Source organism: Escherichia sp. MOD1-EC6098 (genome assembly GCF_002965865.1).
Taxonomy (GTDB): Bacteria; Pseudomonadota; Gammaproteobacteria; order Enterobacterales; family Enterobacteriaceae; genus Escherichia; species Escherichia marmotae.
Genome location: NZ_PTSN01000001.1, coordinates 307,525 through 321,872 on the forward strand (window position 1 = coordinate 307,525; position 14,348 = coordinate 321,872).

The window sequence follows — 14,348 nt, forward strand, 5'->3', positions numbered from 1 at the left end:
AGAAGTTTGCCTGGAACAAACAGCGATTGTCAATGATGTGAAAAAGGGAACCATCAGGCTCCCTTTTGCGTTACTGCCGAATGCGGAGCTGGCGCGTAATGTCGGATGCGACGCTTACGCGTCTTATCCGACCTGCTCCAACCGACTCCGACATGTCGCAGAATTAATCTTTCAGCTTACGCATTACCAGCGTGGCGTTGGTGCCGCCGAAGCCGAAGCTGTTAGACATAACGGTGGTCAGCTCGCGATCGGTCGTTTCGGTTACGATGTTCAGTCCCGCAGCCTGCTCGTCCAGCTCTTCAATGTTAATGCTTGGGGCGATAAAGCCGTGTTCCAGCATCAGCAGAGAGTAGATTGCTTCCTGCACACCCGCAGCGCCCAGTGAGTGACCGGTCATCGCTTTAGTTGCAGAAATCGCCGGGCTATTATCACCGAACACTTCCCGGATAGCTGCCAACTCTTTCACATCGCCAACCGGAGTCGAAGTACCGTGAGAGTTCAGGTAGTCGATTGGGGTATCAACGCCGTGCATCGCCATCTTCATGCAGCGAACCGCGCCCTCGCCAGACGGAGCAACCATGTCTGCGCCATCAGACGTTGCGCCGTAGCCAACGATTTCAGCGTAGATGTGAGCACCACGAGCCAGCGCGTGTTCCAGCTCTTCAACCACCACCATACCGCCGCCGCCAGCGATAACAAAACCATCGCGGTGAGCGTCATAAGTACGGGAGGCTTTTTCCGGGGTGTCATTGTATTTGGTAGACAGCGCGCCCATCGCGTCAAATTCGCACGCCATTTCCCAGCACAGCTCTTCGCCACCACCAGCAAACACGATGTCTTGTTTGCCCAGTTGGATCTGCTCGACTGCGTTACCGATACAGTGTGCGGAAGTCGCACAAGCGGAGCTGATGGAGTAGTTAACACCGTGGATTTTAAACGGTGTGGCGAGGCAGGCAGAAACGCCAGATGCCATCGCTTTGGTGACCACATACGGGCCAACCGCTTTCAGGCCACGCGGGCCGCGCATTGCGTCAGCACCGAACACCTGGAAACGCGGGGAACCGCCGCCAGAACCTGCAATCAGGCCAACGCGCGGGTTATTCTGGTAAGCTTCCGGGGAGAGGCCAGCATCTGCGATTGCCTGCTCCATAGAAAGGAATGCATAGATGGATGCGTCGCTCATAAAGCGCACAACTTTGCGGTCAATGAGGCCAGTGGTATCCAGTTTTACGTTGCCCCAGACGTGGCTACGCATGCCGGAATCCTTCAGCTCCTGAGAGAAAGTGATCCCTGAACGTCCTTCACGCAGAGATGCCAGGACTTCCTGCTGGTTATTACCGATGCTGGAAACAATGCCCAGGCCAGTAATCACTGCACGTTTCATTCAATACCTCTGTAAGTCGCACATAGAGTAAGTTTCGAATGCACAATAGCGTACACTTGTACGCCGAACAAGTCCGATCAGACAATTTATAGAGAAATTTGCGCAGCCTGACACACATCGCTAAGATCGAGCCACCGCCTGTAAGACGAGTAACTTACGTGAAACACTACGCTATACAACCTGCCAACCTCGAATTTAATGCTGAGGGTACACCTGTTTCCCGAGATTTTGACGATGTCTATTTTTCCAACGATAACGGACTGGAAGAGACGCGTTATGTTTTTCTGGGGGGTAACCAATTAGAGGCACGTTTTCCCACATATCCACATCCTCTGTTTGTGGTAGCAGAGAGCGGCTTCGGCACCGGATTAAACTTCCTGACGCTATGGCAGGCATTTGATCAGTTTCGCGAAGCGCATCCACAGGCACAATTGCAGCGATTGCACTTCATTAGTTTTGAGAAATTTCCCCTCACCCAGGCTGATTTATCGTTAGCACATCAACACTGGCCAGAACTGGCACCGTGGGCGAAACAGCTTCAGGCGCAGTGGCCTTTACCCTTGCCCGGTTGTCATCGTTTATTGCTCGATGAAGGCCGCGTAACGCTGGATTTATGGTTTGGCGATATTAACGAACTCACCAGCCAACTGGACAATTCACTAAATCAAAAAGTGGATGCCTGGTTTCTGGACGGCTTTGCGCCAGCGAAAAACCCGGATATGTGGACGCAAAATTTGTTTAACGCCATGGCGCGTCTGGCACGTCCTGGCTGCACGCTGGCAACCTTCACGTCTGCCGGTTTTGTCCGCCGGGGCTTGCAGGAAGCTGGATTCACGATGCAAAAGCGTAAGGGTTTTGGGCGGAAACGGGAGATGCTTTGCGGCGTGATGGAACAGACATTATCACTGCCCTCTTCCGCACCGTGCTTTAATCGCACAGGTAGCAACAAACGGGAAGTGGCGATTATTGGCGGCGGTATCGCCAGCGCGTTGTTGTCACTGGCGCTGTTGCGGCGCGGCTGGCAGGTAACGCTTTACTGCGCGGATAACGCTCCCGCGCTTGGTGCTTCTGGTAATCGTCAGGGAGCGCTGTATCCGTTATTAAGCAAACACGATGAGGCGCTGAACCGCTTTTTCTCTAATGCATTTACTTTTGCCCGTCGGCTTTACGGTCAATTACCCGTTAAATTTAATCATGACTGGTGCGGCGTAACGCAGCTAGCCTGGGATGAGAAAAGCCAGCACAAAATCGCGCAGATGTTATCGATGGATTTACCCGCAGATCTGGCGATGGCGGTCAACGCAAATGAGGTTGAAAACATTACAGGTGTTGCGACAAATTGTGGCGGTATTACTTATCCGCAAGGCGGCTGGCTATGTCCGGCAGAACTTACCCGTAATGTACTGGAACAGGCGGAACAGCAAGGTTTGCAGATTCGTTATCAACATCAGTTGCAGGATTTATTGCGTAAGGATGACGGGTGGCAACTGACATTTGCAGATCATCAGCAGGTGATGCATAGCGTGGTGGTACTGGCGAACGGGCATCAAATCAGCCGATTCAGCCAGACGTCACCTCTACCGGTGTATTCGGTTGCCGGACAGGTCAGTCATATTCCGACAACGCCGGAACTGGCGAAACTGAAGCAGGTGCTGTGCTATGACGGTTATCTCACACCACAAAATCCGGCGAATCAGCACCATTGTATTGGTGCCAGTTATCACCGCGGTAGTGAAGATACGACCTACAGTGAGGACGATCAGCAGCAGAATCGCCAACGGTTGATTGATTGCTTCCCGCAGGCGCAGTGGACGAAAGAAGTTGATGTCAGTGATAAAGAGGCTCGTTGTGGTGTACGTTGTGCCACGCGCGATCATCTGCCCATGGTGGGAAATGTCCCCGATTATGACGCCACGCTCGCGGAATATACCTCGCTGGCGGAACAGAAAGATGAAGCGGTAAGCGCACCAGTCTATGACGATCTCTTTATGCTTGCTGCTTTGGGTTCGCGCGGTTTGTGCTCTGCCCCGCTGTGCGCCGAGATTCTGGCGGCACAGATGAGTGAAGAACCTGTTCCGATGGATGCCAGTACGCTGGCGGCATTAAATCCAAATCGGTTATGGGTACGGAAGTTATTGAAGGGTAAAGCGGTTAAGGTAGGGTAATCTGCTTTGGCATTGTTTGTCGGATGCGGCGTGAACGCCTTATCCGACCTACGTGTGACCTGTAGGCCTGATAAGACGCGATAAGCGTCGCATCAGGCATGGTGCTCCCAATGTCGGATGCGGCGTGAACGCCTTATCCGACCTACGTATGACCTGTAGGCCTGATAAGACGCGATAAGCGTCGCATCAGGCATGGTGCTCCCAAGGTCGGATGCGGCGTGAACGCCTTATCCGACCTACGTATGACCTGTAAGCCTGATAAGACGCGATAAGCGTCGCATCAGGCATGGTGCTCCCAAGGTCGGATGCGGCGTGAACGCCTTATCCGACCTACGTGTGACCTGTAAGCCTGATAAGACGCGATAAGCGTCGCATCAGGCATGGTGCTCCCAATGTCGGATGCGGCGTGAACGCCTTATCCGACCCACGTGTGACCTGTAGGCCTGATAAGACGCGGTAAGCGTCGCATCAGGCATGGTGCTCCCAATGTCGGATGCGGCGTGAACGCCTTATCCGACCCACGTGTGACCTGTAGGCCTGATAAGACGCGGTAAGCGTCGCATCAGGCATGGTGCTCCAGACGCCACAACTTACTGCTGTGAAGCCTGCTGAAACAGGTGTTCCCACATATCGGTCACCAGCGCCTGATCGCGTGGCGACAATTCACCCGCACCAATCGCTTTCTCCAGACTCTGGCTAACGGTTGTATGCACCGCCTGGGCGGAGTGGTCATCACCACTTTCCAGTTCTGCGATGGCTAACGTCAGGTGGCCACGCAAATACCCACTGGCAAACAACTCATCATCACTGGCATGGTCAACCATACCGTCGATTAATGCCAGAATGCGTGATTCAAACTCCGCGATCATCTTCTTTCCTCATTGTAAACGTGGCGCTGGCTTCAGTTGAGCGCTTCCGGCCACGGGAACTGTTCCGCCGTAAGTTCCGGCGTGTGATAATAATTTCGTAATGCTTTTATGAAGCGTGCCGGACGTTCAGGAATACCGTTCGCCAGATAATCCATCACCTGCGCATGAACCCGTCGTTGGAATACCACACGATCCGGTTCGACGTCGCCTTCCAGGTTGTCGCAACTGACGTTAAACGGATATCCCGCCGCCACGCAGAACAACCAGTCAAGCGCCTGCGGCTTAACTTCAACATCTTCAAACTGGCTTTGCGTCCGGGCATCGCGTCCGTCAGGGCAATACCAGTAACCAAAATCAACCAGTTCACGGCGCGCTTTCCCGGCAATACACCAGTGCGAAATCTCGTGGATAGCACTGGCGTAAAAGCCATGAGCAAAGACGATTCGGTTATATGGAACTTCCGCATCAGCAGGAAGATAGATCGGTTCGTCGTCGCCTTTAATCAGACGGGTATTAAATTCATCGGCAAAGCAGCTATTAAAAATTTCAATCAACTGCTTGTAGTGGTGTGTACTGTTCATTAGTTCATCCCCAACCAGTGGAGGATCTCCTGTCCATGGCTATCATAAAGTAATTTGGCACTCATCACCGCCGAGACGATAACGATCATCGGGCGGATCAGTTTTTGTCCTTTGCTCAACACCAGTCTTGAACCCATACGCGCGCCGAGGAACTGCCCCACCAGCATCACGAATCCTGTCGCCCAAATCACTTTGCCGCCGAGAATAAACAGCAGCAGACCGCCGATGTTTGACGTTGCGTTAAGTAATTTGGCATGGGCGGTGGCTTTGGCGAGGTTAAAGCCGCACAGCGTAACGAAGGCCAGTGCGTAAAACGATCCGGCTGCCGGGCCAAAGAATCCGTCGTAAAAACCAACGCAGCCCCCTGCGACCAGCGCAAATGGCAGCCCATACATCCGACGCTGGCGATCTTCTTCTCCCAGTTTGGGCATCAGTAAGAAATAAAGACCGATACAAATCACCAGAATCGGTAAAATTTGCCGCAGCACATCAGCTTTAACATACTGCACCAGCAGTGCGCCGCTCATCGAGCCGACAAAGGTCATGGCGATATTGAGTTTCTGATCGCTTAAGCTGACGACTTTGCGGCGAATAAAGTAGATGGTGGCGGAAATAGAGCCACCGCAGGCTTGCAGTTTGTTAGTTGCCAGCGCGTTAGCCGGAGACATCCCCGCCGCCATCAATGCCGGAATAGTGAGTAACCCACCACCACCGGCAATCGAGTCGATAAATCCCGCCAGTATCGCGACAAAAAAGAGAACTCCCAGCAACAGCGGGGAAACCATAAACAGGCTATTAAACGTTTCCATTAGATCACGTGCTCATCCAGTAGCGCCTGGCAGGAAGGCGGCAACGGAGGCGGTGTCTTCTTCTCAGGCTTTGTTGTTCCCGGTTTTGGTGGTTCAAACCAGCTTTGCAGTTCTGCCCCGCAACCATCGCCCGGCGGTGGTAAAGGTTGGTCTTCACACTCCAGGCTATCGGCAGGACAACGTAATCGTACATGCATATGTGCGCGATGCTGGAACCAGGGTCGCACTTTCCGCAACCAGTCACGATCGGTGCCTGCATCAAGGCAAAGTTGTTGTTTAATCGCCGGATTAACAAAAATGCGCGTCACGTCTTTGTCCTGCGCAGCAAGTTTGATCAGACTGAAAATTTCCGGCTTCCACAGCGTTGGGACGACATGCTTGCCATCACGGGAAACCAAATCCAGCGCCTGCGGACGCAAAAGTTGCGCGGCGGTCCAGCGAGTTTTCGGCAGTTGCAGGAAGATATCGACATCCAGTCCGGTCTGGTGGCTGGCGTGGCCGCCGTTGAAACGCCCACCTGCGGGCATCCCCATATCGCCAATCAGCACCGTCCCCATACCCAGATTGTTCACCTGGCTACTCAGACGCTGGATAAACATCACCAGATCCGGATGACCGAAATAGCGACGCTGATCGGTACGCATCACCTGATAATGTTCGGACTGTATCGGCAGCGTGTCAGCGCCGACGATACAGCCATTGGAAAAACTGCCTATCGATTGTGCGCTACCCGGCACAGGTTGGGTAATTTTTTGCCACGGCGTTGCTGCCAGGCTGGTGCTACTGGCAAGCAGGGCCAGCAGCGCAATCGCAGTTTTGTTCATTTTTTACCAGCGTGGAATATCAGTCTTCACATCGGCATTTTGCGCCCGTTGTCGTAACAGGTGATCCATCAAAACGATTGCCAGCATCGCTTCAGCGATCGGCACCGCGCGGATCCCGACACAAGGATCGTGACGGCCTTTGGTGATCATCTCAACTTCTTCGCCAAAGCGGTTAATTGTACGCCCAGGCACGGTAATGCTGGAGGTCGGTTTTAGCGCCATATGGGCAATGATTTGCTGCCCGCTGCTGATACCACCGAGAATACCGCCCGCATGGTTGCTCTGAAAACCTTCTTTGGTGATTTCGTCGCGGTTCTGGCTGCCACGCAGCGCCACCACGTCAAAACCGTCGCCAATTTCCACGCCTTTCACCGCATTAATGCTCATCAACGCGTGGGCGATGTCAGCATCCAGGCGATCAAATACCGGTTCGCCAAGTCCGGCAGGTACGCCACTGGCAACAACAGTCACTTTCGCACCGATGGAGTCGCCCTCTTTTTTCAGCGCGCGCATCAACTCATCTAACGCGTCGATTTTATCCGGGTCCGGGCAGAAGAACGGATTTTGTTCAACTTGCGACCAGTCTTTGATTTCCAGTGGAATGTCGCCCATCTGGCTCAGGCAGCCGCGAATTTCGATGCCAAATTTTCCGGCGAGATATTTTTTAGCAATTGCTCCAGCCGCAACGCGCATGGAGGTTTCACGGGCGGAAGAACGTCCGCCGCCGCGATAATCGCGCAGGCCGTATTTTTGTTCGTAGGTGTAATCAGCATGGCCCGGACGGAAAACGTCTTTAATTGCGCTGTAATCTTGAGAGCGCTGGTCGGTGTTTTCGATCAACAAGCCAATACTGGTGCCGGTGGTGACGCCTTCAAAAACGCCGGAAAGAATTTTGACCTGATCCGGTTCACGACGCTGTGTGGTATAGCGCGATGTCCCCGGGCGACGCCGGTCGAGATCGTGTTGCAGGTCTGCTTCCGTCAGCGGGATGCCTGGCGGAACACCATCGACGATGCAACCGAGCGCAAGCCCGTGCGATTCACCGAAGGTGGTTACGCGAAAGAGTTGTCCAATTGTGTTTCCAGCCATCACGGCTCCGTTATTGTTGTGTTTGCATTTTTTACTCTAAATAATTCAAGTTGCAGGAAGGCGACAAGTGAGTGAATCCCCAGGAGCTTACAGAAGTAAGTGACTGGGGTGAACGACAAATCCGCATGGAGCGGATTTGAACGCTACTTGCAGCGGCCCCGTAAGGGGGGAGGCCCATGGATGAGCCGAATAACCCGCAGACGCAGCACATGCAACTTGAAGAATGACGAGTAAATTTAATCTTTATAAATACCAAAATGTTCTCGTGCCGCAATAAGCTGCGCTTTGGTGAGCATAAACACACCATCGCCACCGTTATCAAACTCCAGCCAGGTGAACGGAACATCCGGATATTGTTCCATCAGATGTACCATGCTGTTGCCGACTTCACAAATCAGTACACCATCATCAGCAAGATAATCCGCCGCGTTGCCGAGAATGCGACGTGTCAGTTTCAGGCCATCAGTGCCAGACGCCAGCCCCAGCTCCGGCTCGTGACGGTATTCGTTTGGCAGGTCGGACATATCTTCCGCATCGACATACGGCGGGTTGGTGACGATCAGGTCGTACTGCACTTTCGGCAAATCACGGAACAGATCGGAACGAATCGGTATGACGTTGTGGATCAGACCATGTTCTTCAATGTTCTGTTCGGCTACCGCCAGCGCGTCGGGAGAGATGTCCACCGCGTCGACTTCCGCTTCCGGGAAGGCATAAGCGCAGGCAATAGCAATGCAGCCACTACCGGTACACATATCCAGAATATGTTGCGGTTGCTTGCTGATAAGTCCGGCAAATTTATTGTTGATCAGTTCACCAATCGGTGAACGCGGCACCAGCACGCGTTCATCGACGTAAAATTCATGGCCGCAGAACCAGGCTTTGTTGGTCAGATAGGCAACCGGAACGCGCTCGTTGACGCGGCGGATCACGCGCTCAACAATACGGTGTTTTTCGCTGGAGGTCAGGCGGGCGTTGCGCATATCTTCCGGAATATCCAGCGGCAGGTAGAGCGACGGCAATACCAGTTGCACCGCTTCGTCCCACGGGTTGTCGGTGCCATGACCGTACCAGATATTTGCCGCGCTGAAGCGGCTAACCGACCAGCGCAACATGTCCTGAATGGTTTGCAGTTCATTTACTGCTTCATCAACGAAAATTTTATCCACGTATTCCTCCAGGGCATGGTCGCATTAATTTCGGCGGCTAGTTTGCCATGAAGATGACGATAAATCAGCATTCACGCGGCAATGACGCAGGAAAATTATGTTTTGGCCGATCGATTGCGCTACGAGTCGGGTAAACTGTAGGAAAAATAAAATAGAGATGCATAGATGAAAAAGAAAACAACTCTCAGCGAGGAGGATCAGGCCCTGTTTCGCCAGTTGATGGCGGGTACTCGCAAGATTAAGCAGGACACGATTGTCCATCGACCACAACGAAAAAAAGTCAGCGAAGTGCCGGTCAAGCGGTTGATTCAGGAGCAGGCTGATGCCAGCCATTATTTCTCTGATGAATTTCAGCCGTTATTAAATACCGAAGGCCCGGTTAAATATGTCCGCCCGGATGTCAGTCATTTTGAGGCGAAGAAACTGCGACGCGGTGATTATTCGCCGGAGTTGTTTCTTGATTTGCACGGCCTGACGCAGCTACAAGCCAAACAGGAACTGGGCGCATTAATTGCCGCCTGTCGCCGTGAACATGTGTTTTGCGCCTGTGTGATGCATGGGCACGGTAAGCATATTTTGAAGCAACAAACACCGCTGTGGCTGGCACAGCATCCGCATGTGATGGCATTTCACCAGGCACCAAAAGAGTACGGCGGCGACGCGGCGTTATTGGTATTGATTGAAGTGGAAGAGTGGCTGCCGCCAGAACTTCCCTGACATTCAATACAACAAGAGCCACTTAAGTGGCTCTCTGAAAGTTGATATGCGATATAAACGTTGCGTAATTATATCGCTTTTGCCATTTTCAAATTACACGGGCTCATCTGCCAGTTAAATTCGCCTTTTCCGCTTTCATCAAGCGTTACGCTGGCAATAGCTGAAGTGGTAAACATAGGCGGCGTTTCGCCCGGACATAACTCGGCTACCAGATAACCGACTAAGGGTAAGTGAGAGATAACCAGTACCGACCCGACTCCCTCGTTGGTCAATGCCTGAAGATAAGCACTAACCAGACCGACATCGCCGCAGGGCGTCAATTCTGGCAGAACTTCGACACTGGATGGCAGTTCCATACAATCACCTACGACATCCAGAGTTTGCTCGGCTCGCAGGAACGGGCTCACCAGAACACGTTCGACTTCCACTTTTTGACCTTTCAGCCAGTTCGCCATCAGGCGAGATTCGTCACAACCGTTAGTGGTCAGAGGACGAACCGAATCACTGGCGGCATCGAGGGCTGCGTCGCCGTGACGCATGATAAAAACTTGCATATTGCACCGCTTTTGTTAACCAGATTCACCCGTCTTCTTTCATCTGAAACCAGAGAAAGAAGACGGTGGCCGGCATTGTGCCTTATCCATTCACCGAATGAAACGCTGTTTTTTACCTCAATGGCGTAAGTATAGTCAATATGCGTTTACATTTTAACCAAAGCTCCACCATTCAGCGCGGATTCATATAGCTTTGACCTTCTTATTGCAGGTCAGTTGCAGTTGTTTTCCAAAAACTTTCCCCATGCTCACTCATCTCAAGTAAACGCTCGCAAGGGGTAAAACGGGAACCATATTGCGCGGCCAGTCGTTGCATTATTGCAACCACTTCGCCCGCGCCGAGAGAATCGATATAGCGGAACGGACCACCGAGAAATGGCGGAAAACCAATTCCAAATACTGCGCCAATATCCCCGTCTCGCACGCTACGGATAACCTGCTCGTCCAGACAACGTACTGCTTCATTCAGCATCAACATCACACACCGTTCAGCAACCTGCGGTGCGGACAGTCGCCCCTGCCCTTGCGCGCCAATCAACGGGTAAATGGCGGGATCAACCTGTTTTTTGCTTTTACGCCCTTTTTGGCGGTAAAGATAGAAACCCCGGCCATTTTTTCTACCTTTGCGATCGTCGTTCAAAATTGAAGAAACAACATTTGCAGGCGCACTAAAACGTTCTCCATAAGTTGCTTCCAGTACAGGAATAATTTTAGTCCCTGTGTCGATTCCTACCTCATCCAAAAGTTGGATTGGTCCCACCGGAAAACCAAATTTAACCAGTGCGGCATCAATGTGCTCAACACGCTCACCTTCGGTCAACATGCGGATAGCTTCATTAATGTAAGGTGCCAGAATGCGATTAACGTAAAATCCGGCTTTATCCTGCACCACGATTGGCGTTTTGCCCTGTTTTTTCGCCAGTTTTACCGTAGTGGCGAGGGTTTGCGCCGATGTCCCGGCGTGAGGAATGATTTCTACCAGCGGCATTTTTTCTACCGGGCTGAAGAAATGCAGGCCGATAACCTGCCCTGGTCGTGAGGCGTGAGCGGCAATATCGCTAATCGGTAAAGATGAGGTATTGGAGGCAAAAATTGTATGAGGGGCGCAGTTTTGCTCCACTTCCGCCACCATCTGTTGTTTTAATTCGAGATTTTCAAACACTGCTTCAATAATCAGATCGCGATGGGAAAAACCGTGATAATCCATAGAACCTGAAATCAGCGCCAATTGTTTGTCGCGTTCACTGGCTTTGATATGCCGGCGGCGCACTTTCCCCTCCAACTGATCCCAACTGTATTTCAAAGCATGATTTATGCCCTGGGCGTTGATATCTTTAATTCTTACAGGTAGCCCCGCTTTACCGGCTGTAACGTAAGCAATACCACCGCCCATCAAGCCACCACCTAATATCCCCACGCTATTTAATGGGGCGGGGGCAACATCGCTGCCAGGATCTTTCTTCACGTCGGTACTGGCAAAAAAGATATTACGCAGAGCCTGTGATTGCGATGTCATTGCCAGTTCGCCAAAGGCCCGTGCTTCAGCGTCATAACCGCTACTGGAGCCCTGCGCTAATCCTGTTTCGATAACCTCAAGAATGCGTTCTGTCGCCGGGTAGTTGCCCTGGGTTTTCTGTTCTGTTTTCTTGCCTGCCATTTTGAATAACAGCGCACGACCTAATGGCCCGGCCATCACTCGTTCACGAATCGGGAGAGTCCGAGAAACTGTACGCTCCTGCTTCGCCAGCTCTACAGCGGCTTCCAGTAAAATAGAATGCGGAACGACGTCATCCACCAGCCCCAGCTTTAACGCCTGCTTTGCCCGTAGTTGCTTGCCAGTGAGGATCATCTCTAGTGCTGTGCTGACGCCGATCAGGCGCGGTAAACGCTGGGTGCCGCCTGAACCAGGTAACAACCCAAGTTGTACTTCCGGCAAACCGAGCACGGTTTTAGGATCGTCTGTACAGATACGACCGTGGCACGCCAGTGCCAGCTCCAGACCACCGCCCAGGCAAGCGCCGTGAATGGCGGCAATAACAGGAACTGGCAAAGCATGAATTTCCGCCATCAACTGTTGGCCCTGCCGCGCCAGTGCTTCCGCTTCTTGCGCGGTTTTGCAGTTGCCAATCATGTTGATGTCTGCACCGGCAATAAAGTTGTCCGGTTTAGCGGAGATAAACACTACGCCTCGAAGTTCTTTATTTTCGCGGAGTTGTTTAATAATGGCGCGCACCTGCGAGGCAAACTCTGCCTTCAGGGTATTCATTCTTTCGCCGGGAACGTCAATGGTGATGACGGCAATATTGTCCAGACGTACATTGAGGGTAAAAGCCGATACCATTTCCATTATTCCGCCTCCAGAACCATTGCCGCACCAAGTCCACCTGCGGCACAGGCGGTCACTAAACCAAATCCACCGCCGCGACGGCGAAGTTCGTGTAATGTCTGGGTAATCATCCGCGCGCCTGTTGCCGCGAAGGGATGACCATAAGCAATGGAACCGCCAAGCACGTTAAATTTGCTATCGTCCACTTCGCCAGTGGCATGTGCACGCCCCAGCACATCGCGGGCAAAACGTTCGCTACCCAGCAACTGAATATTTGCCAGCGTCTGGGCGGCAAATGCTTCATGCATATCAATCAATGTCAGATCGGCCATCGTCAGGCCTGCTCTCTCCAGCGCCAGCGGCGTTGACCAGGCCGGACCAAGCAACATATCCTGCCAGACATCAATAGCGGTAAACGCGTAACTGCGCAGATATCCCAGCGGCACCAGCCCTAATTCTTTCGCTCGCGATTCGGTCATCAGGATCACTGCCGCCGCGCCATCGGTCAGAGGCGTACTGTTCGCCGCAGTTACCGTTCCGTGTTTACGGTCAAATGCCGGACGCAGTTTTGCGTAATCAGCAAGCGTGGAATTACCGCGAATATTGTTGTCTTCCGCGAGGGGTTGTTTATAAGGAGGGATAAAGGCGGTCATCACCTCTTCTTTGAGTTTGCCTTCTGACCATGCCTGGGCAGCACGCTGGTGCGAACGGTGCGCCAGTGCATCTTGCTGTTCGCGGGTGATACCGTAGGTTTTCGCCATTTGTTCGGCGGTATCGCCCATTCGCAAACCGGTGGAATATTCCGCTACCGCAGGCGGAACAGGCATTAAGTCACGCAAACGCAAGCTGGAGAAGAGTTTAAGACGCTGGCTCAGCGTGCGGGCTTTGTTGACATCAACCAACACGCGCGCCAGTTTTTTACTGACGCCAATTGGCAATACCGAAGAGGAATCGGCCCCGCCAGCAATACCGGAGCGGATGGTTCCCGCCATCAGGCTTTCGGCCACGTTCGCAACCGCCTGGAAACTGGTAGCGCAAGCTCGGCTGACGCTGTATGCGTCGGTATGGACGTTCATTCCAGTGCCAAGAACAATTTCACGCGCAATATTGGGAGCCTCTGGCATTTGCACAACCTGACCAAAGACCAGTTGTTCAATCACTTCGGCGGGGATCTCACTACGTGCCAGCAGCTCACCGACGACCATCTTCCCCAAATCAACAGCGGGAATGCCATGAAAAGCCGTTGCCTGGCGAGCAAAAGGCGTACGTAACCCGCTAACGATGGCGATGCGATCGCCCTGGCGGGTAACCAGCGGTAAAACCTGACCCATAACACTCCCCTGTAAAAAAAGACATAAAGTGGTCTGACCTGATCATAGTCTTAACTATTTTTTTACATTTAGCCAAGTGGAGAAAAGGGAAAGTGGGAGCTATGACACAGAGAGAAAAGAAGAAGAGAAAATAAAACGCCCCTGCCAACAACCTGGCAGGGGCGTATGTACCCGAGAGGAATTAACGCAGACCCAACTGGAAAATCAGCATTTCAGCTTCGCAGGCAAAAGTGAAATCAATATCCAGGCGAACACCGTCAGACTCTTCAGTGAAAGTCGGGGTGATTTTGCATGGTTCGGATTCTACGCTACGGGCTTTTTCAGTCAGCGCCGCCAGCGTTTGTTCTGCTTCTGCGCGGTTTGCAAACACGCGGCTGTAAGACGCGGTGCAATCGGAGTTGTCCATAATGGTGCCAACATCCATACAGCAGCAAACCGGGGTTTCATCAGCACTACATTTACTCATCGTTGATTTCCTCTGTATGTGCACCCAAGGTGCCAGATAAACGTTACGGATATTTTACGCTTCT

13 protein-coding genes are annotated in these 14,348 nt (G+C 52.5%); 2 read left to right on the forward strand and 11 right to left on the reverse strand.

The window, feature by feature from the left end; translation table 11 throughout:
* Positions 1–163 precede the first annotated feature (163 nt).
* Entirely contained in the window at positions 164–1,384 is a 1,221-nt protein-coding gene (gene fabB / locus C0K55_RS01370) for a beta-ketoacyl-ACP synthase I (protein WP_000817180.1), read from the reverse strand.
* Positions 1,385–1,542: 158 nt separating this feature from the next.
* Here fabB and mnmC point away from each other — a divergent pair, with 158 nt between their 5' ends.
* A complete protein-coding gene (gene mnmC / locus C0K55_RS01375; protein WP_105266022.1) occupies positions 1,543–3,549 on the forward strand; it encodes a bifunctional tRNA (5-methylaminomethyl-2-thiouridine)(34)-methyltransferase MnmD/FAD-dependent 5-carboxymethylaminomethyl-2-thiouridine(34) oxidoreductase MnmC in 2,007 nt (668 codons plus the stop codon).
* 590 nt (positions 3,550–4,139) lie between these two features.
* Here mnmC and C0K55_RS01380 read toward each other — a convergent pair.
* From C0K55_RS01380 to prmB, 6 genes are all read right to left on the reverse strand, one after another.
* Entirely contained in the window at positions 4,140–4,418 is a 279-nt protein-coding gene (locus C0K55_RS01380) for a YfcL family protein (RefSeq protein WP_000559761.1), read from the reverse strand.
* Between the two features lie 32 nt (positions 4,419–4,450).
* Positions 4,451–4,999: an elongation factor P hydroxylase gene (gene epmC / locus C0K55_RS01385; protein WP_001516797.1), complete on the reverse strand. Its 549-nt coding sequence runs from the start codon at positions 4,997–4,999 to the stop codon at positions 4,451–4,453.
* A complete protein-coding gene (locus C0K55_RS01390) occupies positions 4,999–5,808 on the reverse strand; it encodes a sulfite exporter TauE/SafE family protein (protein WP_000447350.1) in 810 nt (269 codons plus the stop codon). The genes epmC and C0K55_RS01390 overlap by 1 nt, the downstream gene beginning before the upstream one ends.
* Entirely contained in the window at positions 5,808–6,632 is an 825-nt protein-coding gene (gene mepA / locus C0K55_RS01395; RefSeq protein WP_001043833.1) for a penicillin-insensitive murein endopeptidase, read from the reverse strand. The genes C0K55_RS01390 and mepA overlap by 1 nt, the downstream gene beginning before the upstream one ends.
* A gap of 3 nt (positions 6,633–6,635) precedes the next feature.
* On the reverse strand, positions 6,636–7,721 hold the full coding sequence (gene aroC, locus C0K55_RS01400; protein WP_061090380.1) for a chorismate synthase: 1,086 nt from the start codon (positions 7,719–7,721) through the stop codon (positions 6,636–6,638).
* 236 nt (positions 7,722–7,957) lie between these two features.
* The gene (gene prmB / locus C0K55_RS01405; RefSeq protein WP_001516801.1) at positions 7,958–8,890 is read right to left on the reverse strand and encodes a 50S ribosomal protein L3 N(5)-glutamine methyltransferase; all 933 of its coding nucleotides are present in this window, start codon (positions 8,888–8,890) and stop codon (positions 7,958–7,960) included.
* A gap of 165 nt (positions 8,891–9,055) precedes the next feature.
* Here prmB and smrB point away from each other — a divergent pair, with 165 nt between their 5' ends.
* The gene (smrB, locus tag C0K55_RS01410; RefSeq protein ID WP_000730816.1) at positions 9,056–9,607 is read left to right on the forward strand and encodes an endonuclease SmrB; all 552 of its coding nucleotides are present in this window, start codon (positions 9,056–9,058) and stop codon (positions 9,605–9,607) included.
* A 68-nt stretch (positions 9,608–9,675) separates the two neighbouring features.
* Here smrB and sixA read toward each other — a convergent pair whose 3' ends face one another.
* The 4 genes from sixA to C0K55_RS01430 form a co-directional block, all read right to left on the reverse strand.
* Positions 9,676–10,161: a phosphohistidine phosphatase SixA gene (gene sixA / locus C0K55_RS01415; RefSeq protein ID WP_001195823.1), complete on the reverse strand. Its 486-nt coding sequence runs from the start codon at positions 10,159–10,161 to the stop codon at positions 9,676–9,678.
* A 202-nt stretch (positions 10,162–10,363) separates the two neighbouring features.
* Positions 10,364–12,508 carry a fatty acid oxidation complex subunit alpha FadJ gene (gene fadJ / locus C0K55_RS01420; RefSeq protein ID WP_001516802.1) on the reverse strand — a complete coding sequence of 715 codons (2,145 nt, stop codon included), beginning with the start codon at positions 12,506–12,508 and terminating at the stop codon, positions 10,364–10,366.
* Positions 12,508–13,818 (reverse strand): acetyl-CoA C-acyltransferase FadI, encoded by a 1,311-nt coding sequence (fadI, locus tag C0K55_RS01425; RefSeq protein WP_105266021.1) that lies wholly within the window; start codon positions 13,816–13,818, stop codon positions 12,508–12,510. Before fadI ends, fadJ begins: the two co-directional genes overlap by 1 nt.
* A 181-nt stretch (positions 13,819–13,999) precedes the next feature.
* Positions 14,000–14,284, reverse strand: coding sequence for a YfcZ/YiiS family protein (locus C0K55_RS01430; RefSeq protein ID WP_001296261.1), 285 nt, complete (start codon positions 14,282–14,284; stop codon positions 14,000–14,002).
* Between the last annotated feature and the right edge of the window lie 64 nt (positions 14,285–14,348).

Bases quoted from the DNA above. Each gene is read 5' to 3' on its own strand.
- fabB (WP_000817180.1), bottom strand. From the start codon at position 1,384: ATGAAACGTGCAGTGATTACTGGCCTGGGCATTGTTTCCAGCATCGGT.
- C0K55_RS01380 (WP_000559761.1), bottom strand. From the start codon at position 4,418: ATGATCGCGGAGTTTGAATCACGCATTCTGGCATTAATCGACGGTATG.
- epmC (WP_001516797.1), bottom strand. From the start codon at position 4,999: ATGAACAGTACACACCACTACAAGCAGTTGATTGAAATTTTTAATAGC.
- C0K55_RS01390 (WP_000447350.1), bottom strand. From the start codon at position 5,808: ATGGAAACGTTTAATAGCCTGTTTATGGTTTCCCCGCTGTTGCTGGGA.
- mepA (WP_001043833.1), bottom strand. From the start codon at position 6,632: ATGAACAAAACTGCGATTGCGCTGCTGGCCCTGCTTGCCAGTAGCACC.
- aroC (WP_061090380.1), bottom strand. From the start codon at position 7,721: ATGGCTGGAAACACAATTGGACAACTCTTTCGCGTAACCACCTTCGGT.
- smrB (WP_000730816.1), top strand. From the start codon at position 9,056: ATGAAAAAGAAAACAACTCTCAGCGAGGAGGATCAGGCCCTGTTTCGC.
- sixA (WP_001195823.1), bottom strand. From the start codon at position 10,161: ATGCAAGTTTTTATCATGCGTCACGGCGACGCAGCCCTCGATGCCGCC.
- fadJ (WP_001516802.1), bottom strand. From the start codon at position 12,508: ATGGAAATGGTATCGGCTTTTACCCTCAATGTACGTCTGGACAATATT.
- fadI (WP_105266021.1), bottom strand. From the start codon at position 13,818: ATGGGTCAGGTTTTACCGCTGGTTACCCGCCAGGGCGATCGCATCGCC.
- C0K55_RS01430 (WP_001296261.1), bottom strand. From the start codon at position 14,284: ATGAGTAAATGTAGTGCTGATGAAACCCCGGTTTGCTGCTGTATGGAT.